The organism is Segniliparus sp. (assembly GCF_051660745.1).
In the GTDB taxonomy this organism is placed as follows: Bacteria; Actinomycetota; Actinomycetes; order Mycobacteriales; family Mycobacteriaceae; genus Segniliparus.
In genome coordinates, this window is sequence record NZ_JBOFQF010000042.1 from 37719 (window position 1) to 62325 (window position 24607).

Annotated in this window: 28 protein-coding genes and 1 tRNA gene; 19 read left to right on the plus strand and 10 right to left on the minus strand. The window is 69.1% G+C overall.

The window, feature by feature from the left end; translation table 11 throughout:
• Positions 1-5: 5 nt before the first annotated feature.
• The 3 genes from ACRC20_RS14430 to ACRC20_RS14440 are packed head-to-tail and all read left to right on the plus strand — an operon-like array spanning position 6 to position 2751.
• Positions 6-809: a siderophore-interacting protein gene (locus ACRC20_RS14430; RefSeq protein ID WP_438687083.1), complete on the plus strand. Its 804-nt coding sequence runs from the start codon at positions 6-8 to the stop codon at positions 807-809.
• 28 nt (positions 810-837) lie between these two features.
• Entirely contained in the window at positions 838-2346 is a 1509-nt protein-coding gene (locus ACRC20_RS14435) for a (2,3-dihydroxybenzoyl)adenylate synthase (protein WP_438687084.1), read from the plus strand.
• 51 nt (positions 2347-2397) lie between these two features.
• Positions 2398-2751, plus strand: a complete 354-nt coding sequence (locus tag ACRC20_RS14440; RefSeq protein WP_438687085.1) for a hypothetical protein — start codon at positions 2398-2400, stop codon at positions 2749-2751.
• A 12-nt stretch (positions 2752-2763) separates the two neighbouring features.
• On the opposite strand, the gene ACRC20_RS14445 is transcribed toward ACRC20_RS14440, so the two are convergent.
• Positions 2764-4065 carry a salicylate synthase gene (locus ACRC20_RS14445; RefSeq protein WP_438687086.1) on the minus strand — a complete coding sequence of 434 codons (1302 nt, stop codon included), beginning with the start codon at positions 4063-4065 and terminating at the stop codon, positions 2764-2766.
• Between the two features lie 100 nt (positions 4066-4165).
• Between ACRC20_RS14445 and ACRC20_RS14450 the strand changes: the two genes are divergently transcribed.
• The 5 genes from ACRC20_RS14450 to ACRC20_RS14470 all read left to right on the plus strand — a co-directional run bounded on the left by ACRC20_RS14450 (position 4166) and on the right by ACRC20_RS14470 (position 8839).
• Positions 4166-4420 carry an MbtH family protein gene (locus ACRC20_RS14450; protein ID WP_438687087.1) on the plus strand — a complete coding sequence of 85 codons (255 nt, stop codon included), beginning with the start codon at positions 4166-4168 and terminating at the stop codon, positions 4418-4420.
• Positions 4410-6236: a type VII secretion AAA-ATPase EccA gene (gene eccA / locus ACRC20_RS14455; RefSeq protein ID WP_438687088.1), complete on the plus strand. Its 1827-nt coding sequence runs from the start codon at positions 4410-4412 to the stop codon at positions 6234-6236. The genes ACRC20_RS14450 and eccA overlap by 11 nt, the downstream gene beginning before the upstream one ends.
• A complete protein-coding gene (locus ACRC20_RS14460) occupies positions 6233-7777 on the plus strand; it encodes a PPE family protein (protein WP_438687089.1) in 1545 nt (514 codons plus the stop codon). The genes eccA and ACRC20_RS14460 overlap by 4 nt, the downstream gene beginning before the upstream one ends.
• A gap of 100 nt (positions 7778-7877) precedes the next feature.
• A tRNA-Arg gene (locus ACRC20_RS14465) sits at positions 7878-7950 on the plus strand.
• Between the two features lie 508 nt (positions 7951-8458).
• Positions 8459-8839: a tat pathway signal sequence gene (locus ACRC20_RS14470; RefSeq protein ID WP_438687090.1), complete on the plus strand. Its 381-nt coding sequence runs from the start codon at positions 8459-8461 to the stop codon at positions 8837-8839.
• 147 nt (positions 8840-8986) lie between these two features.
• Here ACRC20_RS14470 and ACRC20_RS14475 read toward each other — a convergent pair whose 3' ends face one another.
• The gene (locus ACRC20_RS14475) at positions 8987-9211 is read right to left on the minus strand and encodes a hypothetical protein (RefSeq protein WP_438687091.1); all 225 of its coding nucleotides are present in this window, start codon (positions 9209-9211) and stop codon (positions 8987-8989) included.
• A gap of 269 nt (positions 9212-9480) precedes the next feature.
• Between ACRC20_RS14475 and ACRC20_RS14480 the strand changes: the two genes are divergently transcribed.
• Positions 9481-9759, plus strand: coding sequence for a hypothetical protein (locus tag ACRC20_RS14480; RefSeq protein WP_438687092.1), 279 nt, complete (start codon positions 9481-9483; stop codon positions 9757-9759).
• 44 nt (positions 9760-9803) lie between these two features.
• Here the strand turns inward: ACRC20_RS14480 and ACRC20_RS14485 are convergent, their stop codons facing one another.
• The gene (locus ACRC20_RS14485) at positions 9804-10544 is read right to left on the minus strand and encodes an alpha/beta hydrolase family protein (protein WP_438687093.1); all 741 of its coding nucleotides are present in this window, start codon (positions 10542-10544) and stop codon (positions 9804-9806) included.
• Positions 10545-10751: 207 nt separating this feature from the next.
• Here ACRC20_RS14485 and ACRC20_RS14490 point away from each other — a divergent pair, with 207 nt between their 5' ends.
• The 3 genes from ACRC20_RS14490 (at position 10752) to ACRC20_RS14500 (ending at position 12569) form a co-directional block, all read left to right on the plus strand.
• Positions 10752-10985: a hypothetical protein gene (locus ACRC20_RS14490; protein WP_438687094.1), complete on the plus strand. Its 234-nt coding sequence runs from the start codon at positions 10752-10754 to the stop codon at positions 10983-10985.
• Between the two features lie 190 nt (positions 10986-11175).
• Positions 11176-11580, plus strand: a complete 405-nt coding sequence (locus ACRC20_RS14495) for a hypothetical protein (RefSeq protein WP_438687095.1) — start codon at positions 11176-11178, stop codon at positions 11578-11580.
• Between the two features lie 182 nt (positions 11581-11762).
• Entirely contained in the window at positions 11763-12569 is an 807-nt protein-coding gene (locus ACRC20_RS14500; protein ID WP_438687096.1) for a transglutaminase-like domain-containing protein, read from the plus strand.
• Positions 12570-12600: 31 nt separating this feature from the next.
• Here the strand turns inward: ACRC20_RS14500 and ACRC20_RS14505 are convergent, their stop codons facing one another.
• Positions 12601-13323 carry an RsiV family protein gene (locus tag ACRC20_RS14505; protein WP_438687097.1) on the minus strand — a complete coding sequence of 241 codons (723 nt, stop codon included), beginning with the start codon at positions 13321-13323 and terminating at the stop codon, positions 12601-12603.
• Positions 13324-13332: 9 nt separating this feature from the next.
• On the minus strand, positions 13333-13821 hold the full coding sequence (locus ACRC20_RS14510) for an Lrp/AsnC family transcriptional regulator (protein WP_438687098.1): 489 nt from the start codon (positions 13819-13821) through the stop codon (positions 13333-13335).
• A gap of 75 nt (positions 13822-13896) precedes the next feature.
• On the opposite strand from ACRC20_RS14510, the gene ACRC20_RS14515 reads away from it, so the two are divergent.
• Both ACRC20_RS14515 and ACRC20_RS14520 read left to right on the plus strand, forming a co-directional pair.
• The gene (locus ACRC20_RS14515) at positions 13897-14640 is read left to right on the plus strand and encodes an AzlC family ABC transporter permease (protein ID WP_438687099.1); all 744 of its coding nucleotides are present in this window, start codon (positions 13897-13899) and stop codon (positions 14638-14640) included.
• Positions 14633-14974: a branched-chain amino acid transporter permease gene (locus tag ACRC20_RS14520; protein WP_438687100.1), complete on the plus strand. Its 342-nt coding sequence runs from the start codon at positions 14633-14635 to the stop codon at positions 14972-14974. The genes ACRC20_RS14515 and ACRC20_RS14520 overlap by 8 nt, the downstream gene beginning before the upstream one ends.
• A 12-nt stretch (positions 14975-14986) precedes the next feature.
• Here the strand turns inward: ACRC20_RS14520 and ACRC20_RS14525 are convergent, their stop codons facing one another.
• Positions 14987-15595, minus strand: coding sequence for a TetR/AcrR family transcriptional regulator (locus ACRC20_RS14525; RefSeq protein WP_438687101.1), 609 nt, complete (start codon positions 15593-15595; stop codon positions 14987-14989).
• A gap of 93 nt (positions 15596-15688) precedes the next feature.
• Here ACRC20_RS14525 and ACRC20_RS14530 point away from each other — a divergent pair, with 93 nt between their 5' ends.
• Together ACRC20_RS14530 and ACRC20_RS14535 are read left to right on the plus strand one after the other, a co-directional pair.
• The gene (locus tag ACRC20_RS14530) at positions 15689-16684 is read left to right on the plus strand and encodes a 2-dehydropantoate 2-reductase (protein WP_438687102.1); all 996 of its coding nucleotides are present in this window, start codon (positions 15689-15691) and stop codon (positions 16682-16684) included.
• A 61-nt stretch (positions 16685-16745) separates the two neighbouring features.
• Entirely contained in the window at positions 16746-16997 is a 252-nt protein-coding gene (locus ACRC20_RS14535; protein ID WP_438687103.1) for a hypothetical protein, read from the plus strand.
• Positions 16998-17015: 18 nt separating this feature from the next.
• Here the strand turns inward: ACRC20_RS14535 and ACRC20_RS14540 are convergent, their stop codons facing one another.
• Positions 17016-17465, minus strand: a complete 450-nt coding sequence (locus ACRC20_RS14540; protein WP_438687104.1) for a hypothetical protein — start codon at positions 17463-17465, stop codon at positions 17016-17018.
• A gap of 27 nt (positions 17466-17492) precedes the next feature.
• The gene (locus ACRC20_RS14545; RefSeq protein ID WP_438687105.1) at positions 17493-19067 is read right to left on the minus strand and encodes a helicase HerA-like domain-containing protein; all 1575 of its coding nucleotides are present in this window, start codon (positions 19065-19067) and stop codon (positions 17493-17495) included.
• Between the two features lie 50 nt (positions 19068-19117).
• Between ACRC20_RS14545 and ACRC20_RS14550 the strand changes: the two genes are divergently transcribed.
• Positions 19118-19579 (plus strand): very short patch repair endonuclease, encoded by a 462-nt coding sequence (locus ACRC20_RS14550; RefSeq protein WP_438687106.1) that lies wholly within the window; start codon positions 19118-19120, stop codon positions 19577-19579.
• A 10-nt stretch (positions 19580-19589) separates the two neighbouring features.
• On the opposite strand, the gene ACRC20_RS14555 is transcribed toward ACRC20_RS14550, so the two are convergent.
• Complete coding sequence (locus ACRC20_RS14555) at positions 19590-20459, minus strand: SDR family oxidoreductase (protein ID WP_438687107.1); 870 nt, start codon at positions 20457-20459, stop codon at positions 19590-19592.
• Positions 20460-20624: 165 nt separating this feature from the next.
• Between ACRC20_RS14555 and ACRC20_RS14560 the strand changes: the two genes are divergently transcribed.
• Positions 20625-22028 (plus strand): FAD-binding oxidoreductase, encoded by a 1404-nt coding sequence (locus tag ACRC20_RS14560; protein ID WP_438687108.1) that lies wholly within the window; start codon positions 20625-20627, stop codon positions 22026-22028.
• Here ACRC20_RS14560 and ACRC20_RS14565 read toward each other — a convergent pair.
• Positions 22025-22975, minus strand: coding sequence for an alpha/beta fold hydrolase (locus ACRC20_RS14565; protein ID WP_438687109.1), 951 nt, complete (start codon positions 22973-22975; stop codon positions 22025-22027). The two genes, ACRC20_RS14560 and ACRC20_RS14565, sit on opposite strands and share 4 nt — an antisense overlap.
• 78 nt (positions 22976-23053) lie before the next feature.
• Between ACRC20_RS14565 and ACRC20_RS14570 the strand changes: the two genes are divergently transcribed.
• Entirely contained in the window at positions 23054-24421 is a 1368-nt protein-coding gene (locus ACRC20_RS14570) for an FAD-binding oxidoreductase (protein WP_438687110.1), read from the plus strand.
• Positions 24422-24607: the final 186 nt, after the last annotated feature.

The following is a 24607-nucleotide window of genomic DNA, read 5'->3' on the forward strand; positions in this document are numbered from 1 at the left end:
GCGTGATGAACCACCCGATCAAACCGGACAACCCGCACGTCTTGCAGCTCGAAGTGCTGCGCGGCGAGCAGATCAGCCCGAATATCAAACGCGTCACCGTCGGCGGCCCCGATCTCGCGAAATTCACCCCGCTCGGCGCGGACCAGTGGTTCCGGCTCTTCTTCCCGCGCGAGGCGGGCCGCGAGCTTCGCCTGCCCACCGCCTCGTCGAACCTCTGGTACGCGCAATTCCTCGCCATGGGCAAAAACAAGCCCCGAGTGCGCAACTACACGGTGCGCGCCTTCCGGGGCGGGGCGGATCCAGAGCTCGACATCGACATGGTCGCCCACGGCGACGACAGCCCCGCCAGCGCCTGGGCGAGCCACGCGAAACCAGGAGACCGGCTGGGCGTTCTCGACCAGGGCTGCTCCTTCAACCCTCCCGAGGACGCCTCCGAGCTGCTGCTCGTCGCCGACGAGTCGGGCCTGCCCGCGATCATGGGGATCCTTGAGACCCGGAGGCCGCAGATCCCGACCAGAGTCTTCGTCGAGATCCCCGACCCGGCGGACGCGCAGCCGATCCCAGCAGGCCTCGGCAACATCGAGGTGGCGTGGCTGCCGCGCAAGGACCGCCGCGCCAAGCCCGGCGAGCTCGCCCTGCACGAGGCGAAACACGCCAAGCCGCCCGCGCCGGACGGCCATGCGTTCGTGGTCGGCGAGAGCGCGCTGCCGACCGGGCTGCGCAGGCATCTGGTGAGCCTCGCAGGCGTCCCGAAGAGCCGGGTGACCTTCGTCGGCTACTGGAAGCACGGCAAAGCGGAGCCGATGTGAGCGCGACGAGGAACGAGGAGGGCCACCAATGAGCACCCCGAGCGCAGATCTATTGAGCGAGCTCCTCCCCCGCTCCGCCGCGCGCTGGCCCGACCGCGTCGCGGTCGCCCAGGGCGAGCGGGCGCTCACCTATCGAGAGCTCGACGACCAAGCCCAGTCCTTCGCCAGGGGGCTCGTCGCGTTCGGCCTCGAACCCGGCGAAAAAGCCCTGCTCCAGATCCCGAACTCCCCCGAGTTCCTCATCGCGCTGTTCGGAGCGCTCGCGGCAGGCGTCGTGCCGGTCATGTGCCTGCCGGGGCACCGCGACGCGGAGCTCGCGCACTTCACACAGATCTGCGGGGCCGTCGCCCATCTGACGACGCCCCCGCTCGCCAAGCTGGTCTCCCCGCCCGTCCGGGCCCTCACCACGGATGTCGTCCTCGCGGCGGGCCAGGCCTACTCCGAATCGGTCTGCGCGCTCGCGCCCGACCCCAAGTCCACGGCGGTCTTGCTCGTGTCGGGGGGAACGACCGGGCTGCCGAAGCTCATCCCCCGCACCCACCGGGACTACTGGTACAACCTGGCCACAGCCGCGCGGGTCTGCGAGCTGTCGGAGTCGGACGTGTACCTCGCGGCTTTGCCCGCCGGGCACAATTTCCCCCTCGCCTGCCCCGGAGCCCTCGGCGTCCTCAGCCTCGGCGGGACGGCGGCCTTCGCCGCCGACCCGAGCCCGGAGTCCGCGTTCGCCGCGATCGAACGGCACCGGGTCACGGTCACCGGGCTGACGCCGCCGCTCGCCCAGCTGTGGGCGGCGGCGGCCGAATGGGAGCCCGCAGACGTGGGCTCGCTACGGCTGCTGCAGGTGGGCGGCGCGAGAATCGACGGCGACCGGGCGAGGGAAGTCCAGCGCTCGCTCGGGGCCGCGCTGCAGCAAGTGTTCGGCATGGCCGAAGGACTGGTCTGCTTCACCCGGCCGGACGACCCCGAGGACCTGGTCCTCGAAACCCAGGGCCGCCCCATGTCCGAGGAGGACGAGGTGCGCCTGGTGGACGAGGATGGCGCGGAGGTTCCCGACGGCGAGGTCGGCGAGCTCGAAACACGCGGACCGTACACGATCGCCGGCTACTACAACGCTCCCGAGGCGAACGCGCGCTCGTTCACGCCGGACGGCTTCTACCGAAGCGGAGACCTCGCCCGGCGGCTCCCGTCCGGGCACCTCGTCGTGGTCGGCCGGGCCAAAGACGTGATCAACCGGGGCGGGGAGACCATCTCCGCCGAAGAGGTGGAACAGCATCTGCACGCCCATCCCGAAATCGACTCGGCCGCCGCAGTCCCCTGCCCGGACGAGTTCCTCGGCGAGAAGATCTGCGCGGCGGTCGTCCTTCGCGCCGGGGCCTGTGGGTCGTGCCCGCTGGACCTGCCGCAGCTGCGCGCGTTCCTCGCGGGCCGAGGGCTGTCCGCCGAGAAACAGCCGGACGTGCTGATCCGGCTCGCCGCGCTGCCGATGACTGCGGCAGGCAAGGTCGACAAACGAGCCATCGCGGCCCGGTTCGGGTGAGGGCCGCGCAAAGCCGGAGCACTTGTCGGCCCCCCGCTGTAAAGTGGCTCCATGACGAACGCGGACATGGCTCCTGCGGGGGAGCAAGACCCTGACCAAGACGGTCGAGGCGATGTTGATCAGCCTCGATACACCCAACTCCGAGGAGATGTCGACGACGCGTACGACATCTTGCGCAAGAATTCGAAAACACTCAAACAGCACACGAAGACGCTCGCCAAACATGGGACGAGCCTTCGATGGATCAAGCGCGCCCAGGCCGACCACACTGTCCGGCTCCAGCGCATCGAGACAAAGCTCGGCGCCGTCGACACCCGATTCGACGGCGTCGAACGGCAGCTCGCCGAACTCCAGTCCCAGATCCGCTCGGTCATCGGCCTGCTCGGCGGCAAGACGAACGGCTGACCCCGGCTCCGGTCAGCCGAGGGCGACCAAGTGCTCCGCGACGCAGGCGAGCTTCTCGCAGGTCTCTTCGAACTCGCGCTCCGGCAGGGACTGGCCGATCACGCCCGCGCCCGCCCGCAGCCACGCCCTGCCGCCCTCCTGGTACACCGCGCGCAGGACCAGCGCGGCGTCGAGGCTGCCGTCCCGGCTGGCTGAGAACACCGAGCCGGAGTACAAGCCCCGCGACGGCTCGTCGAGGCGCAGGATCGCGTCGACCCCCTCCGTCTTGGGCAGCCCGGAAGCAGTGACCGCAGGGAAGAGCGCCGCAAGCGCGTCCATACGGCCATACTGATCCGCGAGCCTCCCGCGCACGGTGGAGGCGAGATGCTGCACGCTCCCCCGCTCGCGCACCACCATGAACCGTTCCACCTCGGCGCTGCCCGGCTCGACCACGTCCGCGAGGTCGTGCAGCGACCCGCGCACCGAGATCGCGTGCTCGTGGATCTCTTTCGGGTCGGACTCGAGGTCGCGCCGCGCGGCCCGGTCGGCCGCCTCGCCCCGTCCGAACGCGCGAGTGCCAGCGAGCGGCTCGGTCGTCACGAGGCCGTCGGCCGCCACCACGGCCACCATTTCGGGCGAGAAGCCCAGCGCTTGGACGCCGCCGAGGCTGAGCAGGAACGACCGGGCAGGCGTGTTGTGCTCGCGGGCACGCTCGTAGCTGGCCGGGAAGTCGACCGCGAACGGCAGGTCCACCCGCCGGGAGAGGATGACTTTTTGGTAGTCGCCGCGCTGGATCTCGGCGACCGCCCGCGCGACCCTGCCCCGGTAGTCGCTCGGGTCGAGCCGGACGTCCACCGGCGTCGCTTCGCGGTCGGCGCCGGGGAACGGGGCCGCGAGCGCCTCGGCCACCGCCGTCCGTCCCGCCTCGTCCGCCGACTCCACGACGACCTGGTCGCCTTCGACCCGCACGAGGACCTCCGGGGCGAGCAGCGTCGCGAGCGGCGCGTCCGGCGCGAGCCGGTCCGCGTGGCCGTGCCGGTACGCGCCGAACTCGAAGGCGACCCAGCCGAAGATCCGTTCAGCATGCTCCAGCAGCCATGCCGAAGCGCGCTCCAGTGCCGCTTCGGGGCGCCCCGACCACGGCTCGGACACGACCGGCTCCCCGGCCCGGACAAGGGTCAGCGAGCCGCCGTCAAGCCGCGCCGTCGCGAGCGAGCCGCCCGCGTACCACCACGTCCCGCCCTGCTCGTAGACCACGTAGTCGCGGTGCAGGCCCGACGCGGCGAGCCGGGCCATCAAGGTTGGGGCGCACGTGCGCGAGAGGACATCAGGCATCTTCGGCTCACATTCTCAAATCAGGGGTCTCAAATCAGGGGTGCAAAGTTAAGGCTAACCTTCATTAGGTTAGCATTGGCTTACACAGAAAGGACCGCGTATGCCGCCCAACCCCTTCGACGACGAGCAGGGCCTGTTCTTCGTGCTGGTCAACGCCGAGGAGCAGCGCAGCCTCTGGCCTGCGTTCGCCGCCGTCCCCGCAGGATGGACCGTCGAGCACGGCGGGCCGGATGGCGCTGGGCAGCGCGGCGCTTCCCGTCAAGCCTGCCTCGACTTCATCGAAAAAACGTGGACGGACCTGCGCCCGCTCGCCCTGCGCACGGCAATGGCCGCCGGAGCCCCCCGTGGCGAATAACACAGTCGCCCACAGCCCCGAGACGGTGCGCCGGTTCGCGACCTGCTGCCTCGCCCTCGGCCTTCCGGTCCAGGGCAGGCGCCGTCCCGCCGACCTCGCCGCCGCCCGCTCCGGCTTCGCCTCGCTGGCGCGAACCGCGCACGAAGCCTGCGACGTGTGGGTCGGCCTCGCCGCCGCAGGCGACCTCTCGCTCGCCGTGCTGGAGTCGGCGGCCGCCTCCTCGGCCAGCTCCGGCGAGCTCGGCAGGGAAGCCGGCCTCGCCGCCGAAGCGCTGGGGTTCCGCTACGAGTCCGGCTTGTACCTGCGGCTGCGCGCCGCCGAGCCGGTGGGGCTGCGCCTCGCGCATGCCGCCGCGATCGCCGACGCGGGCGACCTCGGCCGTGCGCACGAGATCGCCGAGGCAGCCACGAAAGCACATCCCGAACGGTTCGACGCCCGTTGGCTCAGCGCCGCCATCTGCTACCGGGCGGGCCGCTGGAACGACGTGGTCGCCCGGCTCACACCGGTGGTCGCCGAAGGCGGCCTCGACGAGGCCGCCGCGCACGCCGCGCGGATCTCGCTCGGCGTGGCATTGGCGCGCCTCGGGATGCACACGCCCGCTTTGTCGCACTTGGACGAGCCGCACGGCCCGGTCGCCGTCGCCGCCGCGGACGGCGCGCTTGCCCGCGCGCTGTGCCTGCGCGCGCTCGGCGACGAGGACGGCGCGCTTGAGGCGCTCCACGAGCTCTACGCGGCGGACCCCGGCAACGCGCAGGCCGAGCAGGCGCTCGGCGACGCGAGCTTCGGGCTGCCTGCCACCACCTCGGCGCGGATCGCCGCCCGCACGGACCCATGGGACCCCGGCACCGAGCCCGACGAGGACAGCCACATCGACCCCGCCGCCGCAGAGCGCAAGGCGGCCTTGCTCGCCATCGCGGAGCACGAGCTCGACCAGTTCATCGGCCTCGACGAGGTGAAAGACCAGGTGGCCAGGCTCAAGAGCAGCGTGGCGATGGCCATTCGCCGCCAGGAGCGGGGGCTCGCCGTCGGGCAGCGCGCGCACCACCTCGTGTTCGCGGGACCGCCCGGCACCGGCAAGACCACCATCGCCAGGGTGGTCGCGAAAATCTACTGCGGGCTCGGCCTGTTGAAGAAAGAGACGATCAAAGAGGTGCACCGCCCCGACCTCGTCGGCCAGCACATCGGCGAGACCGAGGCCAAGACCAACGCCGTCATCGACAGCGCGCTCGACGGCGTGCTCTTCCTCGACGAGGCGTACTCGCTGGTGTCGACCGGCGCGAAGAACGACTTCGGCCTGGTCGCGATCGACACCCTCCTGGCCCGGATGGAGAACGACCGGGACCGGCTCGTGGTCATCATCGCCGGATACCGCGCCGAGCTCGACCTGTTCCTCGGCGCGAACGAGGGCCTGCGCTCGCGTTTCACCCGGTCCATCGCCTTCCCCTCGTACTCGCCGCCGGAGCTGGTGGAGATCGCCGTCCGGCTCGCGCACTCCCGCGACAGCCTCTTCGACGAGGCGGCGCAGGCCGAGCTCGCCGAAGTCCTCGGCAGGCTCGCCGCAGGAACGATGGCGGACCACAACGGGACGCCCCGCGCCAGCATCGACATCGCGGGCAACGGCCGGTTCGTGCGCAACCTCGTGGAACGCTCCGAAGAGGAGCGCGAGCACCGGCTCGACCACGCCGAGGACGTGGACGACTGCACCGACGAAGAGCTCATGACCATCACGGTCGACGACGTGCGCCGCGCGGAGGCGATCCTCCTGCGCGGGCTCATGGGAGAGAGCACAATGACGACCGTGGAGGCAACCGCATGACCACCCCGCCCATTTTCGCCGCGTTCCCGCCCGAAGTGCTCTCCACCCTCTTGAGCACCGGCCCCGGCTCCGGGCCGCTCTTCGCCGCAGCGACGGCGCTGCAGGAGCTCGCCGCCCAGTACGCGGAGGCCTCCGCGGAGCTCGTTTCGGCGCTCGCCGCCTCCTCCGCCGAGATCTGGGAGGGGCCGAGCGCCGAGCAGTTCCGCGCCGCGCACCAGCCCTTCCTCGCCTGGCTCGCCGAATCGGCCGCCCAAGCCGCGGCGTCGGCCGCCCAGCACGAGATCGTGGGGGGCGCGTACGAGGCGGCGCTCGCGTCGATGCCGACCTTGGCCGAGCTCGCCGCCAACCACGCCACGCATGCCGTGCTCACGGCCACGAACTTCCTCGGCATCAACACGATTCCCATCGCGCTGAACGAGGCGGACTACGCGAGGATGTGGCTGCAGGCCGCCACGACGATGAGCGTGTACCAGGCCGTCTCGGGGGCGGCGTTGGCCGCGATGCCCCAAAGCATGGCCGCGCCGCCGATCACAAACCCCGGCATGGCCGGAACGAGCCGCATGGCAGCCGCCCCCGCGCAGGCGAACGCGATGGCCGACGCGGTCCAGACGCGCGCGCTCTTGGACGACGTCGACAACAACACGCTCCAGGACCTGCTCAAAGACCTCGTCGACCAGGTGCAGGACTTCATCGACCGGGTCCGCCAGGGCCTGGAGACGCTCCTGGCGAGCCCGGCCTTGCTCTCGCTCGCCTCGCTCGCGTTCTTCATCGCCTACGAGGCGTTCTTCATCCCGGTCGGGTTCACCACGTGGGGGCTCGCGCTCTCCGCGCCCTTCTGGGCTCCCGCGTTGGCGCTCGGGCTGGCCCTGCCGTTGGCGCTGATCCCAGCAGGCGGCGTGGAAGTCCCCGGCGACGACGACCGCACGGACGAGGACCGCAAGGACGAGCCCCGCCGGGAGCGCGAGCGCAGGCCCCAGCAGCAGGCGCCCGTCGTCTCCGGCTCGTCCGCGCCGCCCGCGCAGGCGAGCGCGAGCTCTGCCCCGTCTGCCCCGACGAGCCCCGCGACCGCGCCGCCCGCCCCGTTCGCCCCTGCGGGGGCCGAGGCGGGCTACGGCTACGCCGTCGAGGGCGAGGACCCGCCGGGCACGCAGTTCGGGCCGACCTCCACGACCAGGGCGAGCGCGTCCGCCACGAGCTCCGCGTCCGACCCTGCCGCCGCTCTCGCCGCCTCGTCCGCCCAAGAGTCCGCGAGGGCCAGGCGCGCGCAGAACGCGCGGACACGCGGCCGGGGCCGAGGGAAAGTCGTCTTGGAAGAGGGCGAGCGCATGCGCGCCGACGGGTTCATGGACCTCGACCAGCCCTCCGCAGAGCCCTCCGCCTCCGAGATCGGCGCAGGCCTTCTCGGCTTCGCGGGCGCCGCTCCGGGGCAGCGCGCCGAAGCCGCCGGTTTCGTGAAACTGCCCGACGGGACGTTCCAGACCGGGCCGACCGTCCCGATGCTGCCGCAGACCTGGGCGGCGGAGGACCGGGGCGGGCAGTAGGCCCGCCTCGGAAAATCCCACGTGGCAGCAACTAATTGGCGGATACGCGGCTCATACCGTATTATTGGATAGTTCGCGCGGGCGACCGCCGCGAAGCCAAGCACCCGTAGCTCAACGGATAGAGCATCTGACTACGGATCAGAAGGTTAGGGGTTCGAGTCCCTTCGGGTGCACGGCTGATCCCCAGGCCAGAACACGTTTCTGGCCTGGGGATCTTTTTTTCGCATGGCTGGCAGGCACGCCAGCCCTTCGCCCCTGCCGCTGCGTGTTCCGGGGATCGCGGAGCGATCCGTTCACTGCGAGGAATCGCTTCAACGGCAAGCTTCTCGATATCACCGCGTCCTTGGTCGCGACTTCTTTGTTGACCTGTCCCGGCCCCTCGTCGCCTGCGCGGCATGATCGAAGATGCCAACTCCGCCCGGGAAGCCGGGGACGGCTCAGTATCGGATTTCCTTTCGAGCCAAAGAGGGAACGCCTTGGCGCCTGGTGGGAATGCAGGGCAAAAATCTCGCCCGGACGCTTGGCCGTCGTCGCGCACACGCTTGCCTAACCCGAATAAATTAATACCTGCGCTTAATGCGAATAAATTAATATCCGCGCTTAATGCGAATAAATTAATACCTGCTAGAAGCCCTGGCGATACAGGATTCGATAATGACGCGCGGGCTACCATTTCGTGGTATGTTCCGAATCGTGAAAATTCCGAGAACTCGCGATAGTTTTATTTTCGCTCTGACCGGCGCCGCCGCTCTGGTATTCAGCGCCCCGGCTGTCGCGGACGCAGACACGGTGGACTTCAATATCTTCAAAGACACCAAGTGTTCCGCAACGCAGATCTACCACGCGATGGAAAAAGTAGCCCCTGCGGAAATGGCCAAGATCAAATCTGGCCCGGTCGGCAGCCGCAGGCAGAAATGGCTGCTCAACTGGCTCATCCATTCGCGTGAATCCGTCGACATTGATAGCCCGACCAGCAAAAGCGGCGGGCGCTCAGATCCAGACTGGGGCACCTACTTCGCGCCGTATGCGCGGCAGATCGCAGAAGACTGCCCCAACGAGTAACGCCTCTCGCTGCGGTGCAAATTATTTTAAAATTTGACGCTATACGTGGAGTCGCCGTTGCCCGAAAATATCAATTCGACCCCACAGGCGGCGATTTCGTGGAAAAAGACTTCGTGGAAAAATAAAAAAGACAGAGCGGGCGCTCGCCTATGCGGACGAACGGCGAGCTGGGCCCCTGGGGGCTCCCTCGCGAGGCCTGTCACGAGGTCTCGGATTAGTAGATCTCTTATCCGGGCGGCTATGCCTATGCCCTCTCGGTCTCGTATCTGCGCCGTACGCCGGTCGGCCGTGGCCGCTTTCCACCCTGTTGCAGTCCCGGTGCGCGGCCTGCTTGTTCATGAGGGCGTCGGCGCCGCCTTTGTTCAAGGGCATGATGTGGCCCACGGCGTACGCGCCGGGGCCTCGGCGCGGAGCGTTTCAGTCGATCTCCCCGTGGCAGATCCCGCACGAGGGTTTGCCTCTCGCCGACGAGCCCGCGCAGGGTGAACGGACCGCCACAGAAAGGCGTCGAACGGCGAACTCGGGGAAAACAAGCATGAACAATGTCCGAAGCATGCGCGTTTCGCCCTGTTTTCGCTAGACAGCGCGGACGGGCGATTGCCAGAATCGGTGCGATTTCCCGAGAACTTTTGGAGCCTGCTATGAGATTTGCGGTCGCACTGCTGCTGTCCCCGGTCGCCCTGTCGGCGTGGAGCCTCTCCGCCGCTTCGGCGGCCCCGGCCGCCGAGGCGCACGCGTTCGCGGCGCACACGTTCGACGAGAAGGGCCGGGGCAAGCTCCCCCGCGACGTCGACGACCAGGACCCGGTCCACAACCAGGGCCCGAACTTCCAAACCGGCTCTTTGGCCGACGCGGAGGACATCGCGGGCGGCACGGTGCACCACTCCACCATTCCTGCGGCCAAGCCCCCGCAGTCCTGACCAAGGCCGCCGCCTGAGCCGCGCCCAACGACGAGGCGGCAGGCTCAGCCGACACGGACGGATTCGATCCACTTGGCCGCGTCTGGCCAGTGCGGCGCCGCCGGATTGATCTGGTCTCCGTGCGCGAGCAGCGCGTACTCCCGCAGCTCCACGTGGTCGCCGCACGCCTCGGCGGCCGCCCGGTAGTCGCGTGAGTGCTGGATCGGCACGCGCGCGTCGTCTGCGCCATGGGTGATGAGCACCGGCGTGCGCGTCGGCAGCTGCCAGCGCGGCGACGCGGCCTTGTACGCCGCAGGCTCCCGATCCGGCCCCTCCTTGATGAACTCGACGGCGGCGTTGTCGCCCAGGCCCTCCCGAAATATGCGCACGACGTCGGTCACTGGCGCGAGCCCGAGGACCACGTCGGCCCGCGCGGCATTGAGGAGCGCCAGCTCGCCGCCGACCGAATGGCCGATGAGCGCGACGCGAGCGTCGGCGCGCTTGTGCTCGTCCACCGCCAATCCGATGGCCGCAGCCGCGTCCTCAAGGGTCGCGGGGTAGCCCCCGCCCGCCCCAACGCGTCGATATTCGACATTCGCGACATCCCAGCCGCGCTCGAACAAGTCGGCCGCCAGCGGCAACGTGGTCGCCGCCGTGAACGCCGCGCGCCAATAGCCGCCATGGACGACGACGGCGAGCCCCTTCGGGCTCGGCCCGCCTGCGGTCCACAGGTCGACATACTGGCTCGGGTCGGAGCCGTATGGCCGCCGGATTCGAGACGCTTCTGGCGGGGCAGCGTTTTCCATACGCCCAATGTAGGCCCGCTCGCCGCGTGCCGCACACGACACCGCTTCGCACGAGACTGTCCCAGGCGTTAAAACTCCACGTCAAAAGGAGTTTTCAGAAAGTTGAAATAAATCATTGGATGATTGGGTTATAGTATGTGAAAGCGAATGAGCGCCGAAACGCCGAGAGACCTCGACCGGACGACGAGCAGAGAAAGGAACACCATCATGAAAACCCTCGCAGCGAGCACCCTGATCGCCCTCTCTGGCCTGTTCGGAGCCGCGGCCTACGCGTCGGCGGCCCCCGCGAACGAGTCGGTCGTCGTGGCCCACTTCGGCGACGACGCGCACGGGCACAACTACCAGGACCCCGAGAACAAGGACGCTGTCACCAACCAAGGGCCCAACAAGGCCACCCACAGCCTCCGCGACACCGTGAACGCGGCCCTCGGCGGCCGCTGAGGAGACGGCGGGAAGCACAGGTTCGAGTCCTTCCAAGTATAAATTTCTCGCCCCAGGTCAGACACCTCTGACCTGGGGCGTTTCCTTTCTTCGATCCTGCCTGTCACCTCACAGGCGCAGTCCAGATTCGCCTGCTATGGTCTGGCTGCCAATCCGAAGCAGTCGGCTTGGCAGCCAGAAAGGTTGCGCGATGAAAAAATTTATGATGGCCCTGTCCGTCGGCGCGGTTCTGTTCGCAGGCGCCCACGCCCCGAGCGCGCTCGCCGATCCGGCGACGCCGACCACCACCCCGGCTGCACCGAGCAAGCCGAAAGCCCCCGCCAAGCCGAAGGCCAGCACTCCTGCTGCCCCGAAGCCGACCACCCCGGCAGCTCCCAAGCCTGCCGCCCCGAAGCCGACCACCCCGGCAGCTCCCAAGCCTGCCGCTCCCAAGCCGACCACCCCGGCGGCTCCCGCTCCCGCGCCTGCGGGCACCGCGTCTGCGGGCAAGTTCTGCGCCAAGGCCTCGGAAGGCCAGTCCGCCTCGGACAAGAACGGCGCCAACCTCGTCTGCGCCAAGGGCTCCGACGGCCGCGACCGCTGGACCAAGAAGTAATTTTCCGGCCCCAGGCCCCGAGCCGGGGCCTATGGCAGGAGAAACGGCTGTGGCCTCGCATGCTCTCATGCGGGGCCACAGCCGTTTCTCCCGTCATAGGCAAGTCATGCTCTCGTCATATCGCCCCAGTAGGCTGGCCAAAGCGCGCAGGCAAACGGCGCGCAAGCCGATAGGAGCTGCATATGATCTCGCGTCACGTCTCGGCACGCCTTGACATCGATGTCACCGACGACACGATTCTCGAATTCCAGATCGCTGTCGCCCCGCACCCGGGGGCAAAAGTGGACGAGGCGTTGTCGTTCACGCTCGACGGCCGTTCAGTCCAGGCGAGGGAGATCACGACCGAGCACGGCAATCGGATCCACATCTTCCCCGCCGCGCCCGGCAAACTGCTGGTCTCCTACGACGCGACCGTCGAAGGCCGGACAGAGCCCGCCCCAGTCGCCGAAGCCGACGGCTCGGTGTTCCTGCGGCCGAGCCGCTACGCCGAGGCCGACAAGTTCTTCGGGTTCGCCGCCGCCGAATTCGGCGAGCACCTCGACACGGAGGTGCTGCTGGAGAAGGTCGCCGCATGGGTCGGCTCCCGGCTCAGCTACGTCCCCGGCAGCAGCGACCCCACCGACGGCGCGCTCGACACGCTCCTGTCGAGCCAGGGCGTGTGCCGCGACTACGCGCACCTCGTGATCGCCATGCTGCGCGCGCTCAACGTCCCCGCGCGCCTCGTCGCCGTCTATGCCCCCGGCTGCGACCCGATGGATTTCCACGCGGTGGCCGAGGCGCTCGTCGGCGGCGTGTGGCGGGTGGTCGACGCCACCTGCCTCGCCCCTCGCTCCACCCTTGTGCGCATCGCCACGGGCCGAGACGCGGCAGACACCGCGTTCCTGGACAACCACCGGGGCGCGATCGTCCTCAACGAGTCGGTCGTGACCGCCGTCGTCGACGGCGACCTGCCCAAGGACGACCTCTCCGAGCTCGTCAGCATCACCTGACCGCGCACGTGCCGCGTCCGGCTTGCCCCTGTCAGAGCAAGCCGGGCGCGAGCTCGCCCCGGATCTGTGCCAACGGCACATGCCCGGTCTGGGGCCCCGCGGCGTAGGACGCGACTTGGTGCGGGAGGAGGAGGAAACGCAGCTCGTCCGGCGCGAGGACGAAATGCTGGTAGTTCTCCGGATTCACGCCGGTCCCACGGACGATGTCCTGCTCGACGAGGTCGGCGATCTCGCCGGACTGGCCCGCCAGCAGCTTGCGCTCGAGGTCGGCCTTCACGATCGGGTAGAGGTCGGCCAATGCCGCGTCGCCGTCGCGGAAGAGGTCCGCGAGCCCGAGGCGGCGGCCGCCTTGCAACACCAGCGTCCGATAGCCCATGACCGGGTGGTGCTCGCCGATCTCGGCGAAGACGGTCATGACGATGTTGACCACCCCGTTCGGGCCGGGGATCTGCTCGTACGTCTCGCTGAGCGAGAACGGGCGGGCCCTCGTGGCCCGAACGGCGTCCTGCTCGAACTTCGCCCGCAGCGCGCCGAGCGTCTCGTCCGCCGCTGCTTGCGCCGGACCGTCGAGGCCGACGGGAACCTGGACCGACTCTGTGTAGGTCTCGGCCGTCACCCGCGCCACGCAGCGGGACTGCGCCGCGTCCCATGTTCCCGCGCGCGCCGAACAGTCGTCCGGACTCGCCTGCGCCGGACCGCATGCGAGGCAGACGAGCAGCACGGACGCCAGCTGCCACGCCGCCCCCTTGCCCATGCGCAGAGCCTAGCGCACGGGTCCGGGCGCGCCCTCGCCCGTCGCCGCGCCGGGGCGCAACGATTTGAGGACCTTCATCGCGAACCGGGACGAGAGCTTCTGCACGCCGGGGATCGTCATCACCCGATTGGTCAGGAACGCCTCGTAGGCCGCAAGGTCCTGCGTCGCGACGCGCACGAAATAGTCGGGCGAGCCGAATAGCCGGTAGAGCTCCAGCACTTCGGGAAATCCCGCCATCGTGGCCTCGAACTGCTCGACGCTCGCCCGGTCGAACGCGGTCAGCGCCACTTCCAGCATGACTTCGAAGCCCTGCCCGATCGCGGACGGATCGACAACGGCCCGGTAGCCGAGGATCACCCTGTCCGCCTCCAACCGCTGCACACGGCGCAGGCACGGGCCGGGCGTGAGGTGCACGCGGTCGGCCAAGGCGACGTTCGACAACCTGCCGTCCTCTTGCAGATGCCCAAGAATTGCTCGATCTATCGAATCAAGGCCCATATATTGCATACTAGCCTGGTCTTCTCCAAATTCTCACAATCTAATTTCCGATTAGTTTTGCGATAATTGCTGTCTATGGGAAATGATGTGATCGCCGTTGGCCAGCCCGCTCCGCAGCGCGTGGACCAGCCGCCGACGCGCCGTTCGGAGGTCGCGGCAGGGCTGCGGCTGTCGCTCGCCGCTGGGCTCGGCATGTACCCGATCGGCTTCGCCTTCGGGCTGCTCGTCGTCCAAGCGGGACTGCCGTGGTGGATCGCCCCGGCGCTGTCCCTCGCCGTGTACGCCGGATCCCTCGAGCTGCTGCTCGTGGGGATGCTCGCTTCGGCGGCTCCGCTGGCGACCATCGCGCTGACCACGTTCCTGGTCAATTTCCGGCACGTCTTCTACGCCTTCACCTTCCCGCTGCGGACGGTGCGCAATCCCCTCGCCCGCCTCTACTGCGTGTACGCCCTCATTGACGAGGCCTACGCGGTCACCGCCGCGAAGCCCGCGCCGTGGACGTCCTGGCGCCTCCTCTCCATGCAGGCCGCGTTCCAGTGCTACTGGGTCGGCGGCGGGCTCACCGGCGTGCTCGTCGCCTCAGCCCTCCCCGGGCCGGTCAAAGGATTGGAGTTCGCGTTGTGCGCCCTGTTCGTCACGCTCACCCTCGACGCGTGCCGCTCCCGCGAGCACGTGCCCTCGCTCGTGCTCGCGGGCCTGAGCTTCTCGCTCGCCGCAGTCCTCGTCCCGGGGTCGGCCCTGTTCGCGGCGCTGCTGCTGTTCGTCGCCGCGCTCGGAGCCCGCTTCCTCCTCGCCGCCCGCAGGAGCGCCCATGTTTGACCCGCAGCACCTCGACACACGCCATGTCGCCGAGGCCTTGGCCATCGCCTTCGCCATCACGTTCACGTTGCGCGCCGCGCCGTTCGCGGCGCTCGGGCCGCTGCGCGAGTCGAAGCTCGTGGCCGCGATGGCGCTCTGGATGCCTGCGGGCATCCTTTTCATCCTCGCCGCCTCCACCTTCCGCGACACCGTCGCGGCCACCCCCTCGTCCCTCGTCAAAGCGATGCTTTCCGTGACGGTGACCGCTGGGGCGCACCTCGCCTTCGGCAGGCGGACCCTGCTGAGCGTCGGCCTCGGCACCCTCTGCTTCACGGCGCTGGCCAATTTCTCGTGAGCCCGCCGCCCGTCAGACCGGGCGGGAGAGCGCCTCGAACATCGCAGGCAGAAGCCGCCGCTCCATCTCGCGCACCCCTTCCCCGCCCGGCTCCACATACGCCTGGGCGGCGGCGCCTTCGCGGATCGCGGTGGCCATGCGCGCGAACACGTCCGTGTCGACCGTCAGCTCTCGTCCGACGAGCGCGGCGAGCTCGTTGATGATCGCGGCGGCTTCCGCGCGGAGTTTGGCGTCGTGCTCGGCGAGCACTGCGGCCACCTCGGGCTCGCGGATGGCGTGCAGGGTGAACTCCGTGCTGATGAGGTACCAGCGGCGCTCGCGCTCGTCCGACTCGTCGGACGCCGACATGAACCGGGCGATGGGGTCCCCGCCGCCTCGCGCCTCCCGGAGCGCCTCGCGGAATTTGGCGAGGAGCTGCGCCGCGTGCTGGTCGAAGAGCTCGAAGAACAGCTCTTCTTTCGTGAGGAAGTTCGAGTAGAACGCGCCGCGCGAGAATCCGGCCCGCTCGCAGATGTGCTCGATGCTCGACCGATGGAAGCCGCGCTCGGCGAACGCGGCGAAAGCGGCTTCGAGGAGGCGCGCTCGGGTGACCTCCCGTTGCCCGGTCGCCCCTTTCGGCATGCGGCTTCCTTTCTTCGACGCGGCTCTGGCGGAGCTATAGCATACAGAGGCGCACGCTATAGAAAGCGAGCACGAAACAGAAGGAGCGCCGCCATGAGGATCGCCGTCGTCGGAGCGGGCAGCATCGGCTGCTACCTCGGCGGACGCTTGCAGGCAGCAGGCCACAACGTGGTGCTCATCGGGCGCGAGCGGCTCGTCCGTGATATCGCCGAGCACGGCCTGGCGCTCTCCGACCATCTCGGGTGGTCTGCCGAGCTGTCGAGCCAAGACTGCCGTGTCACCACCGGCATCGGAGCCGTCGAGGGGGCGGACCTCGTCCTCGTGACGGTGAAATCGGCGGACACCGGGGCGGTCGCCGACCGCCTCGACGGCAGGATCGGCGCGAACGCATTGGTCGTGAGCCTGCAGAACGGCGTCCGCAACGCGCAGGAGCTCGCCAACCGGCTGGGCGCGCAAGCCGTGGCGGCAGGCATGGTCCCGTTCAACGTGGCGAGGGTCGGCCCGACGCATTTCCGCCAGACCACCCAGGGCAAGCTCGCCGTCGGCGAGCAGGCCCGCGCCGTCGCGGCGGCCTTCCAGGGCGCGGGGCTGCCGACGGACGTCTGCGCGGATATGGCGGCCGTGCAGTGGGGGAAGCTGGTGTTGAACCTCAACAATGCCGTCAACGGGCTCTCCGGGCTGCCGCTCAAAGAAGAGCTCGGCCTGCGGGACTTCCGGCGGGTGCTCGCGGCGGCGCAGGACGAGGCGCTCCGGCTGCTCCGGCGGGCGGGCCAACCGGTCGCGAGCCCGCTCGCGGCCCCGCTGCGGCTCCTGCCGTTCGCGATCCGGTCGCCCGACGCCGTGTTCACAAGGATCGCCAAGCAAATGCTGGCCATCGACCCCGCCGCGCGCTCGTCGCTGCTCGACGACCTCGTCGCGGGCAAGCGCACGGAGGTGGACTTCATCAACGGGGAGGTCGTCGCCCTCGCACGGCGGCTCGGGGCCGAAGCGCCCGTCAACGCGGCGCTCGTCCGACTCGTCCACGAGGCCGAGGGCGCGCAGCAGCGCCGGTGGCCGGGCCACGAGCTGCGCGCCGCGACCGGGACGTGACGAGGTCTTGTGATCCACCTAACACAAGAGTAGGCTTGGTGGCGTAGGAAAGGAGGATCGGATGAGCCTTCGCGAGACCTTCGCCCGATGGGATCTGCTCAACCGCTTCGCGGCCTGGACCGGCTATTTCTCGGCGCTGATGATCACCGCTTCGACAGCGTGCATGCTCGTCGCGTTCGGGTCGGGGCATATCGGTTGGGGCCTGGTCGCGGCAGCGGCGATAGCCATCGAGCTGTGTGTGGGTTCGGCGGTGGTCGGCGGAGTCACCGCCTACGACCGGCACATCCACCACGAGACGCCGCATCTGCTCTGAGCACGTCGGGGCGCGCCGTTATTTGGCGTGCCGGGGGCGATGTTTATGGATATCGTCCGCCCACGTGCTCCCCCAGTCGCGATCGCTCTCCGTGGGCACGGGCTCGCTGGGCTGGGCCGAGACAACGGGCGGCGGCGCCTGCCAATCGATCTCGTCAAGCCCTTCCACCGCGTCCTCGTCGAAATCTCGCCGATACGACTTGGCCGAGGGCAGCGTCACACGCAATGCGGGGGCCTGCTCGAACTCGTCCTGCGCCGCAGTCTGGTCGGGGCTGAACTCGAAGTACGGCTGGGGCTCCGGGTAATGCGGGGCCTGCCCGCCGAAATACGGCTCGGGCGCGAGCGTCGGCGGCGCGGCCTCCGCCGCGCGGGGCTGGGGCTCAAACCCCGGCGTGGTTCCCCACGCCGCTTGCCGTTGCCGCTCCTCCTCTGCCCACATCTCCTCCCAGGTGATGTCGCCGTCGGTCACAGCCCCAGCCTACCCGTGGACGCGAGGCTAGCGCCTGCCCTTGCCGAAAAGAGACTTCGTGATCTCCCGGCCCAGGGTCGACCCGAGGTTGCGCATAAAGCCCTTCACAGCCTGGTTCGCCAGCACTTTCTCGACAAAACCAGGCTCTTCTTTCTCCTGGCGCGAGGACTTCGGCGCAGGCGGCGGGGCGGCGTCCTCGGCGGCCACGCCTGGCTCGGCGGAGGCGGGCGGCTGGGTCAGCGCCTCGTACGCGGACGGACGGTCCTGGGTCTGCGCGTATTTCGCGTAGAGCGCGCTGTGCTGCGCGGAGCCGCGGATCGCGTCGGAGCCGATCGCGCCCATGAGCGAGCGCGGAGCGCGGAGCCTGGTCCACGCCACCGGGGTCGGCGCTCCGGTCTCGGAGAGCACCGTGACGATCGCCTCGCCGATCCCGACCGAGGTGAGCGCCGACTGGATGTCGTAGACCTTGCTCGTCGGGTACGTCTTCGCGGTGCGGACCAGCGCTTTCTGGTCCTCCGGGGTGAAGGCGCGCAGCGCGTGCTGGACTCGCGCGCCGAGCTGGGAGAGGATCTCGTTGGGGATGTCCGTCGGCAGCTGGGTGCAGAGGATCACCGAGACGCCCTTCGAGCGGATGAGCTTCACCGTCTGCTCGATCTGCGCGACGAACGCCTTCGAGGCGTCCTTGAAGAGCAGGTGCGCCTCGTCCAGGATGAACACGAGCTTCGGCTTGTCGATGTCCCCGATCTCCGGCAAGGTCTGGAAGAGCCGGGAGAGCACCCACATCAAGAAGGTGGAGAAGAGCACCGGGCGGGTCGACTGGTCCCCGAGCTCGAAGAGCGTGACCACGCCTCGCCCGTCCGGGGTGATCCGGAGCAGGTCGTTCACGTCGACCTCCGGCTCTCCGAAGAACACGTCGCCGCCGTCGCCCTCAAGGTTCGCCACGGCGCGCAGGATGACGCCCGCGCTCGCCGGGGACACCCCGCCGAGCGCCTTCAGCTCGGGCTTGCCCTCGTCGCTGGTGAGGTGGCCGATCACCGCTTTGAGGTCTTTGAGGTCGATGAGGTCGAGGCCTTTGTCTTTCGCCCACCGGAAGATGAGCCCGAGCGTGGACTCCTGGGTGTCGTTGAGCCCGAGGATCTTCGAGAGCAGGATCGGGCCGAAGCTCGCGATCGTGCCCCGGATCGGCACGCCGATCCCCTCCGTGCCGAGCGAGACGAATTCTGTCGGGTAGGCGGTCGGCGCCCAGTCGTCCTGCAGCTGCTGCGACCGCTCGGCGATCTTCTCGCCCGGCTGGCCGGGCACTGCGAGGCCGGAAAGGTCGCCCTTCACATCGGCCATCACGACCGGCACCCCGTTCGCCGAGAGCTGCTCCGCGATGAGCTGCAGCGTCTTCGTCTTGCCCGAGCCGGTGGCCCCGGCGACGAGCCCGTGCCGGTTGAGCGTGGCGAGCGGCAGGTTCACGGCGGCCGTGGAGTCCGCTTTCCCATCGACGAGGACGACGCCGAGCTGCAAGGAGAGGCCCTCCGTCTTGTAGCCCTCGGCAATCTCTTGGGCAGCGGGGACCTGCGCGGCTGGGATCTGCTCAGTTCCGGCTTCGCTCATCGGAGAGTCCTTTCGTTCTAAGGCGTGCGGACAACATTATGCTGTATTTCATGGCGCGCCGTGGTACGTCCGACGAAACGGTGCCCGAGAACAGCTGGGCCACCAGCGCCGCGACGCGCAAATCCATGCTGGGCAACCGGAGCCGCGACACCTCTCCGGAGCTCAAACTCCGCAAGCTGCTGTGGGCGCAGGGGCTTCGCTACCGGGTGGCGGCGAAACCGCTGGCCGACCGCAGGCGCACCGTCGACATCGTCTTCGGGCCCGCGAAGGTCGCCGTCGAGATCCATGGCTGCTTCTGGCATGGCTGCCCGGAGCATTACCGGCCGCCCGGCAGCAACGTCGAGTACTGGTCCGCGAAGGTCGCCCGCAACCGGGCCAGGGACGCGGCCAAGCTCGCCGCGCTCGAAGCCGACGGATGGGAAGTGGTCGTCGCGTGGGAGCACGAGCAGGCCGAGGACGTGGCGCTCAGAGTCGCCGAGGCCGTCGCCCGCCGCAGGCCGAAACGGAGTTAGAGGACGGACGCTACTTGGCTTGGCCGGTCGTGCGCTCGATGTACTTTTTGCGGGCGTTCGGGTCGACGCCGCCGCCGGTCATCACGCTGCTCAAACCCAGCAGCTTCGTGACGAACACGGTGAGCCTCGGAGACCAGCGCGCCAGGGCGAGGAGCGGGTCGAACACCGTGACAAAGCCCGGCACCCAGCGGTTGCGGCCCCGCCCGGCGGCGGAGACCACGATGGCCTCGGCGACCTTCTCCGGCGGCTGCGGCCGGACGATCTTGAGGATCAGCGCCTCCTCCACGTTGATGCCGTCGATGAGCCCCGTCTTGATGAACGAGGGCATGATCGTGGTCACCTCGACGTTGTGCTGCGCGAGCTCGAAGCGCAACGCCTCGGAGAAGCCGACGACGCCGAACTTCGCCGCGTTGTAGCTGGAGAGGCCCGCGACGCCGATCTTCCCGGCGATCGAGGCGATGTTGACGATGTGGCCGGTGCGCCGGGGGATCATCCGTTTCGCGGCTTCCCGGCTGCCGAAGATCACCGAGTTCAGGTCGATCGACAGCTGCTTGTCCGTGACGCGCTGGGGCTCGTCGACGATGTCGCCGACGATCATCACGCCCGCGTTGTTGACCAGCACGTCGATCGGCCCGAGCGCCTTCTCGGCCTCGTCGATGAAGGCCGAGAACTGGTCGTAGTCGGTCACATCGAGGGGAAGGGCGATGATGTCCCCGCCGATCTCGTCGGCGGCTTTCTTCGCGAGGTCGACGTCGAGGTCGCCGATCGCCACCTTCGCGCCCTGGGCGATGAACGCCTCAGCGGTCTTGCGACCGATGCCTTGGGCTCCGCCGGTGATCAAAACCACCTTGCCCCGCAATGTGCTCAGGTTGCGACCCATGCTGCTCGTCCTTCCTTCTTCGCGGCCGCGAGACCGCGTCATATGACCTCCGCGCCAACGACTATAACAATGTTCCGTGCCGTTCGTCACAGGCAGGTCGCGCAATGGCGGCGCGGGCAGGGCCGCCGGGCACGACGCGGAGGGAAAAGGTGTAGGAAAAGACGTATGGCATCCTCCCCCGATTCCGCCAGCCACGAGCACGAAGCCGAACTCGCCTTCGCCGAGCTCGCCGCACAGCTCCCCGAGGGGGTCCTGGTCGACGACCCCGACATTGTGGAAGGCTACCGGCGCGACCGCGCCGAGGACCCGGCGGCGGGGCGGCCGCGCGCCGTGGCCCGGCCCTCCTCCACCGACGAGGTGAGCCGCATCCTGCGGTGGGCGAACACGAACGGCGTCGCGATCGTGCCGAGAGGCGCGGGCTCCAGCCTGTCCGGCGGCTCCACTGCCGTCGACGGCTGCCTCGTCCTGTCCACCGAGCGGATGCGCGACATCGCGGTCGACCCGGTCAGCCGCGTGGCCGTCGTCGGGCCCGGCCTGATGAACGCCGAAGTCAAAGCGGCGGCGGCGGCGCACGGCCTGTGGTACCCGCCCGACCCCTCCTCGTTCGAGTTCTGCAGCATCGGGGGGAACATCGCCACGAACGCGGGCGGGCTGTGCTGCGTGAAGTACGGCGTGACCACCGATTACGTCCTCGGGCTCGAAGTGGTGCTCGCGGACGGGGAGGTCATGCGGCTCGGCGGGCCGAGGATCAAAGACACCGCAGGGCTGTCGCTGCTCAAACTCTTCGTCGGCAGCGAGGGGACCTTGGGAGTCTTCACCGAGGCGACGCTGCGCCTGTTGCCCGCCCCGCCCAAGCCCAGCACTTTGGTCGCCACCTTCGGCGAGGTCCGCAAGGCGAGCGAGGCGGTCATCGCGATCTGCGGCAAACTGCGCCCCGCCATGCTCGAATTCATGGACGGCCCCACGATCAACGCGGTCGAGGACATGCTCCGGATGGGCCTGGACCGCACGGCCGCCGCCATGCTCGTGGTCCAGTCCGACGCCCCTGGCGAAGCCGCCGGGGCCGAGACAGGCCTCATCGCCGACATCGTCCGCGCGGCGGGGGCGGCCGAGGTCTTCGTCACCACCGACCCGCAGGAGGGCGAGGCGTTCGTCGTCGCCCGCCGCGCCGCGATCCCCGCTGTGGAGCGGCTCGGCCACCTCTTGCTCGAAGACGTCGGGGTGCCGATCCCGAAGCTGCCCGACCTGATCGACGGAGTCCGCGCCATCGGGGAGGCGAACCAGGTCGCCATCGCCGTCATCGCGCACGCCGGGGACGGGAACACCCATCCGCTCATCGTCCACGACCCTGCGGACGAGGACGAGACCATGCGCGCCGAGCGGGCCTTCGGCGAGATCATGGACCTCGCCATCCGCCTCGACGGCACCATCACCGGGGAGCACGGAGTCGGACGGCTCAAAAAAGCCTGGCTGCCCGCCCAGATCGGGCCTCGGGCGATGGACGTGGCCAGCCGGATCAAAACCGCGCTCGACCCGAAGGGCGTCTTGAATCCCGGCGCGGTCTTCTAGGGCTCCGCCGCCGCCCAGAACGCTCCTGCCAGGCTCGCGATCCGCTCGGGGAACTCCCCGTTGATCGCGTGGGAGGCTTCCGGCCAAAGCTCGACCTGCCCGTTCGGGAGCGCCGAACGGGCTCGGGCCGCCGCCCGGCACGGATCGTGGACGATGCTTCGGCCTGCCAACAGCACGAGCGTCGGGACGGCCAGCTGTCCCAAGCGCTCCTCCGAGAAGGGCTTCGGCGCCGGAAGGCGCATCTGGAAGTCTCGCATCCCCGAGGCGACCAGCGCCGCCTCCGGCAAGGACTCGTCCACCTCTGCCCCGCCGGAGACCCATCGCAGCAGGCGCATCCGAACCCGCTGCGGCATGGGCGCCACAGAGCCGAGGGAGACGACGAGCATTTTCCACGTCACCGGCGCGAACGTCATCGCCGGATCGAGCAGGACGAGCGAGGCGACACGCGCTGGGAAGCGCAGCGCGTGGTTCACCGCCGCCCAACCGCCGATCGACACGCCTAAAACGTGCGCCTTGGCGAATCCCGGGCCGTATGGAGCCGCATCCGCCGCGCCGAGCCCCGCGAGCGCCTGCTCCAGCCACAACGCCTGATCGTGGTCCGAGCGCACTGGGGCCTCCTGTGCCGACAGCCCCGCCTCGCCGAGCAGGTCCAGCGCGTACACGCGCCGCCCCAGGGCGCGCAGCGGAGCCAGGTTCGCCCGCCACAGCGGCGTGGAGGCGTTCCGGCCGGGGATCAGCACCACCGGCACGCCGCTGTCGTCCCCGAAGCGGTAGACCCGCACCGAGCCGTATGCCGTGGAAAGGTCGAACGTCCGCGCCGGGGCTTCCATCGCCGCCAGGCCTCTCCGGTACGCGGCGACGAACCGCTCGAACCCGGCCAGGCTGGCGAACCGGCCGACCTCCAACGAGGCCTCGCCGATCCGGATATTGGCTGGAATATCCACCATTCGACCACATTAGTCCCACCTTTCCCAGACGTAAAGTTGCCCTTTTCTCCCCATGCGCCAGCGCGTACTATCTGCGAGATGTCCACGCTGGAGTCCAAACTCGAAGCCATCGTCGGCGCAGCGCATGTCCTGACCGATCCGGATGTGCTCGTCGGCTGGTCGACCGACTGGACCGGCCGGGACCGGGGCTCGGCCCGCGCCGTGGTGCGCCCGGGGGACGCCGAGCAAGTCGCCGAGGTGCTGAACGTGTGCCGCGCGTCCGGCGTTCCCGTCACCATCCACGGCGGCGGCACCTCGCTGGTGTCCGGCGCCGTGCCCCGCAACGCCGACGTGCTCCTGTCCACCAGCAGGCTCGTCGAGGTCGGCGAGGTCGACCGCACGCACAAATGCGTCCGGGTCGGGGCGGGGACCAAGCTCCAGACGTTGCGGGCGCTGGCGGCCGAGCACGGGCTGCTCTTCGGCGTGGACCTCTCGGCGCGCGACAGCGCGACCATCGGCGGGATGGTCGCGACGAACGCGGGCGGCCTGCACACCGTCCGCTACGGACGGACCAGCGCCCAGGTGCGCGGGCTTGAGGCGGTGCTCCCGGACGGCTCGATCATCAAGCGGTTCCCCAAAGTCCCCGACGACCGCAGCGGCCTCGACCTCGTCTCCTTGTTCGCGGGCAGCGAAGGCGTGCTCGGCGTCGTCACCGCCGTCGAGGTGGTGCTGCGGCCCCGCCCCCGGCACCGGGTCACCGCGCTCGCGGGATTCTCGACCCTCGAAGAGCTCGTGGCGGCGGCGATCAGCCTGCGCGGGGCCGAAGGGGTGGACGCGCTCGAACTGCTCGACGGCGTGGGCGTGAGCCTCGCGGTGGAGCGCCTTGGCCTCTCCTGCCCGGTGAAGGCCGAATGGCTCCTCCTCGTCGAGCTCGCGAGCGACCGGGAACAGCTGGTCGAGCTCGCCGAATTGCTCGCCTCCGCCGACGTGGCCGAGGAGCCCGCGATCAGCCAGGACTCCGTCGGGCGGGGCAAGCTCTGGCAAGTCCGCGAGTCCTTCGCCGAGGTGACGCGCCTGTTCGGCCCTCCGGCCAAATTCGACCTCTCGCTGAACTTCGAATCCGTCGCGCCGTTCGCGGAGGACGCCGTGGCGTTGCTCGCGGCGGAGGCTCCGGACGCGATCCCCGTTCTCTTCGGGCATATCGGCGACGGCAACCTGCATCTGAACGTGCTGCGCTGCCCGGACACGAGCCGCGTCTTCGCGCCGATGCTCGCCCTGATCGCCAAGCACGGTGGCAACATCAGCTCCGAGCACGGCCTCGGCAGCCTCAAACGCGACTACCTCTCCCTCGCGCGCAGCCCCGAGGAAATCGCCGCGATGCGCTCGATCAAACGGGCCTTCGACCCCGAGGGGTACTTGAACTCGGCAGTGCTCTTCCCCACAGTCGCCGAGCGATCCGCGCCATAGCGCACAGCAGTCTTACCGACTTCTCAGAAAGGCGAGTATTCTGAATGGCGCCTCGGCCAAAAGCCGAGGATAAGGACCAGGCGAAGCAGCCACGGTCACGTACACCGCGAAAGTGGGCAAGAGGGAAAGTGGGCGAGAGCTCCTGTGAGTGACACCACCGTCGATTTCGGACAGAACTCGTGGCTT

Excerpts from the sequence above, each read along its gene's own strand:
- ACRC20_RS14565 (WP_438687109.1), bottom strand. The coding sequence starts at position 22,975 with ATGGTGGATATTCCAGCCAATATCCGGATCGGCGAGGCCTCGTTGGAG.
- ACRC20_RS14505 (WP_438687097.1), bottom strand. The coding sequence starts at position 13,323 with ATGGGCAAGGGGGCGGCGTGGCAGCTGGCGTCCGTGCTGCTCGTCTGC.
- ACRC20_RS14485 (WP_438687093.1), bottom strand. The coding sequence starts at position 10,544 with ATGGAAAACGCTGCCCCGCCAGAAGCGTCTCGAATCCGGCGGCCATAC.
- ACRC20_RS14495 (WP_438687095.1), top strand. The coding sequence starts at position 11,176 with ATGAAAAAATTTATGATGGCCCTGTCCGTCGGCGCGGTTCTGTTCGCA.
- ACRC20_RS14555 (WP_438687107.1), bottom strand. The coding sequence starts at position 20,459 with ATGGGTCGCAACCTGAGCACATTGCGGGGCAAGGTGGTTTTGATCACC.
- ACRC20_RS14550 (WP_438687106.1), top strand. The coding sequence starts at position 19,118 with ATGGCGCGCCGTGGTACGTCCGACGAAACGGTGCCCGAGAACAGCTGG.
- ACRC20_RS14470 (WP_438687090.1), top strand. The coding sequence starts at position 8,459 with ATGTTCCGAATCGTGAAAATTCCGAGAACTCGCGATAGTTTTATTTTC.
- ACRC20_RS14525 (WP_438687101.1), bottom strand. The coding sequence starts at position 15,595 with ATGCCGAAAGGGGCGACCGGGCAACGGGAGGTCACCCGAGCGCGCCTC.
- ACRC20_RS14510 (WP_438687098.1), bottom strand. The coding sequence starts at position 13,821 with ATGGGCCTTGATTCGATAGATCGAGCAATTCTTGGGCATCTGCAAGAG.
- ACRC20_RS14560 (WP_438687108.1), top strand. The coding sequence starts at position 20,625 with ATGGCATCCTCCCCCGATTCCGCCAGCCACGAGCACGAAGCCGAACTC.
- ACRC20_RS14515 (WP_438687099.1), top strand. The coding sequence starts at position 13,897 with ATGGGAAATGATGTGATCGCCGTTGGCCAGCCCGCTCCGCAGCGCGTG.
- ACRC20_RS14500 (WP_438687096.1), top strand. The coding sequence starts at position 11,763 with ATGATCTCGCGTCACGTCTCGGCACGCCTTGACATCGATGTCACCGAC.
- ACRC20_RS14520 (WP_438687100.1), top strand. The coding sequence starts at position 14,633 with ATGTTTGACCCGCAGCACCTCGACACACGCCATGTCGCCGAGGCCTTG.
- ACRC20_RS14440 (WP_438687085.1), top strand. The coding sequence starts at position 2,398 with ATGACGAACGCGGACATGGCTCCTGCGGGGGAGCAAGACCCTGACCAA.
- ACRC20_RS14475 (WP_438687091.1), bottom strand. The coding sequence starts at position 9,211 with ATGCCCTTGAACAAAGGCGGCGCCGACGCCCTCATGAACAAGCAGGCC.
- ACRC20_RS14545 (WP_438687105.1), bottom strand. The coding sequence starts at position 19,067 with ATGAGCGAAGCCGGAACTGAGCAGATCCCAGCCGCGCAGGTCCCCGCT.
- ACRC20_RS14430 (WP_438687083.1), top strand. The coding sequence starts at position 6 with ATGAACCACCCGATCAAACCGGACAACCCGCACGTCTTGCAGCTCGAA.
- ACRC20_RS14530 (WP_438687102.1), top strand. The coding sequence starts at position 15,689 with ATGAGGATCGCCGTCGTCGGAGCGGGCAGCATCGGCTGCTACCTCGGC.
- ACRC20_RS14460 (WP_438687089.1), top strand. The coding sequence starts at position 6,233 with ATGACCACCCCGCCCATTTTCGCCGCGTTCCCGCCCGAAGTGCTCTCC.
- ACRC20_RS14435 (WP_438687084.1), top strand. The coding sequence starts at position 838 with ATGAGCACCCCGAGCGCAGATCTATTGAGCGAGCTCCTCCCCCGCTCC.
- ACRC20_RS14480 (WP_438687092.1), top strand. The coding sequence starts at position 9,481 with ATGAGATTTGCGGTCGCACTGCTGCTGTCCCCGGTCGCCCTGTCGGCG.
- ACRC20_RS14445 (WP_438687086.1), bottom strand. The coding sequence starts at position 4,065 with ATGCCTGATGTCCTCTCGCGCACGTGCGCCCCAACCTTGATGGCCCGG.
- ACRC20_RS14570 (WP_438687110.1), top strand. The coding sequence starts at position 23,054 with ATGTCCACGCTGGAGTCCAAACTCGAAGCCATCGTCGGCGCAGCGCAT.
- ACRC20_RS14535 (WP_438687103.1), top strand. The coding sequence starts at position 16,746 with ATGAGCCTTCGCGAGACCTTCGCCCGATGGGATCTGCTCAACCGCTTC.
- ACRC20_RS14490 (WP_438687094.1), top strand. The coding sequence starts at position 10,752 with ATGAAAACCCTCGCAGCGAGCACCCTGATCGCCCTCTCTGGCCTGTTC.
- ACRC20_RS14450 (WP_438687087.1), top strand. The coding sequence starts at position 4,166 with ATGCCGCCCAACCCCTTCGACGACGAGCAGGGCCTGTTCTTCGTGCTG.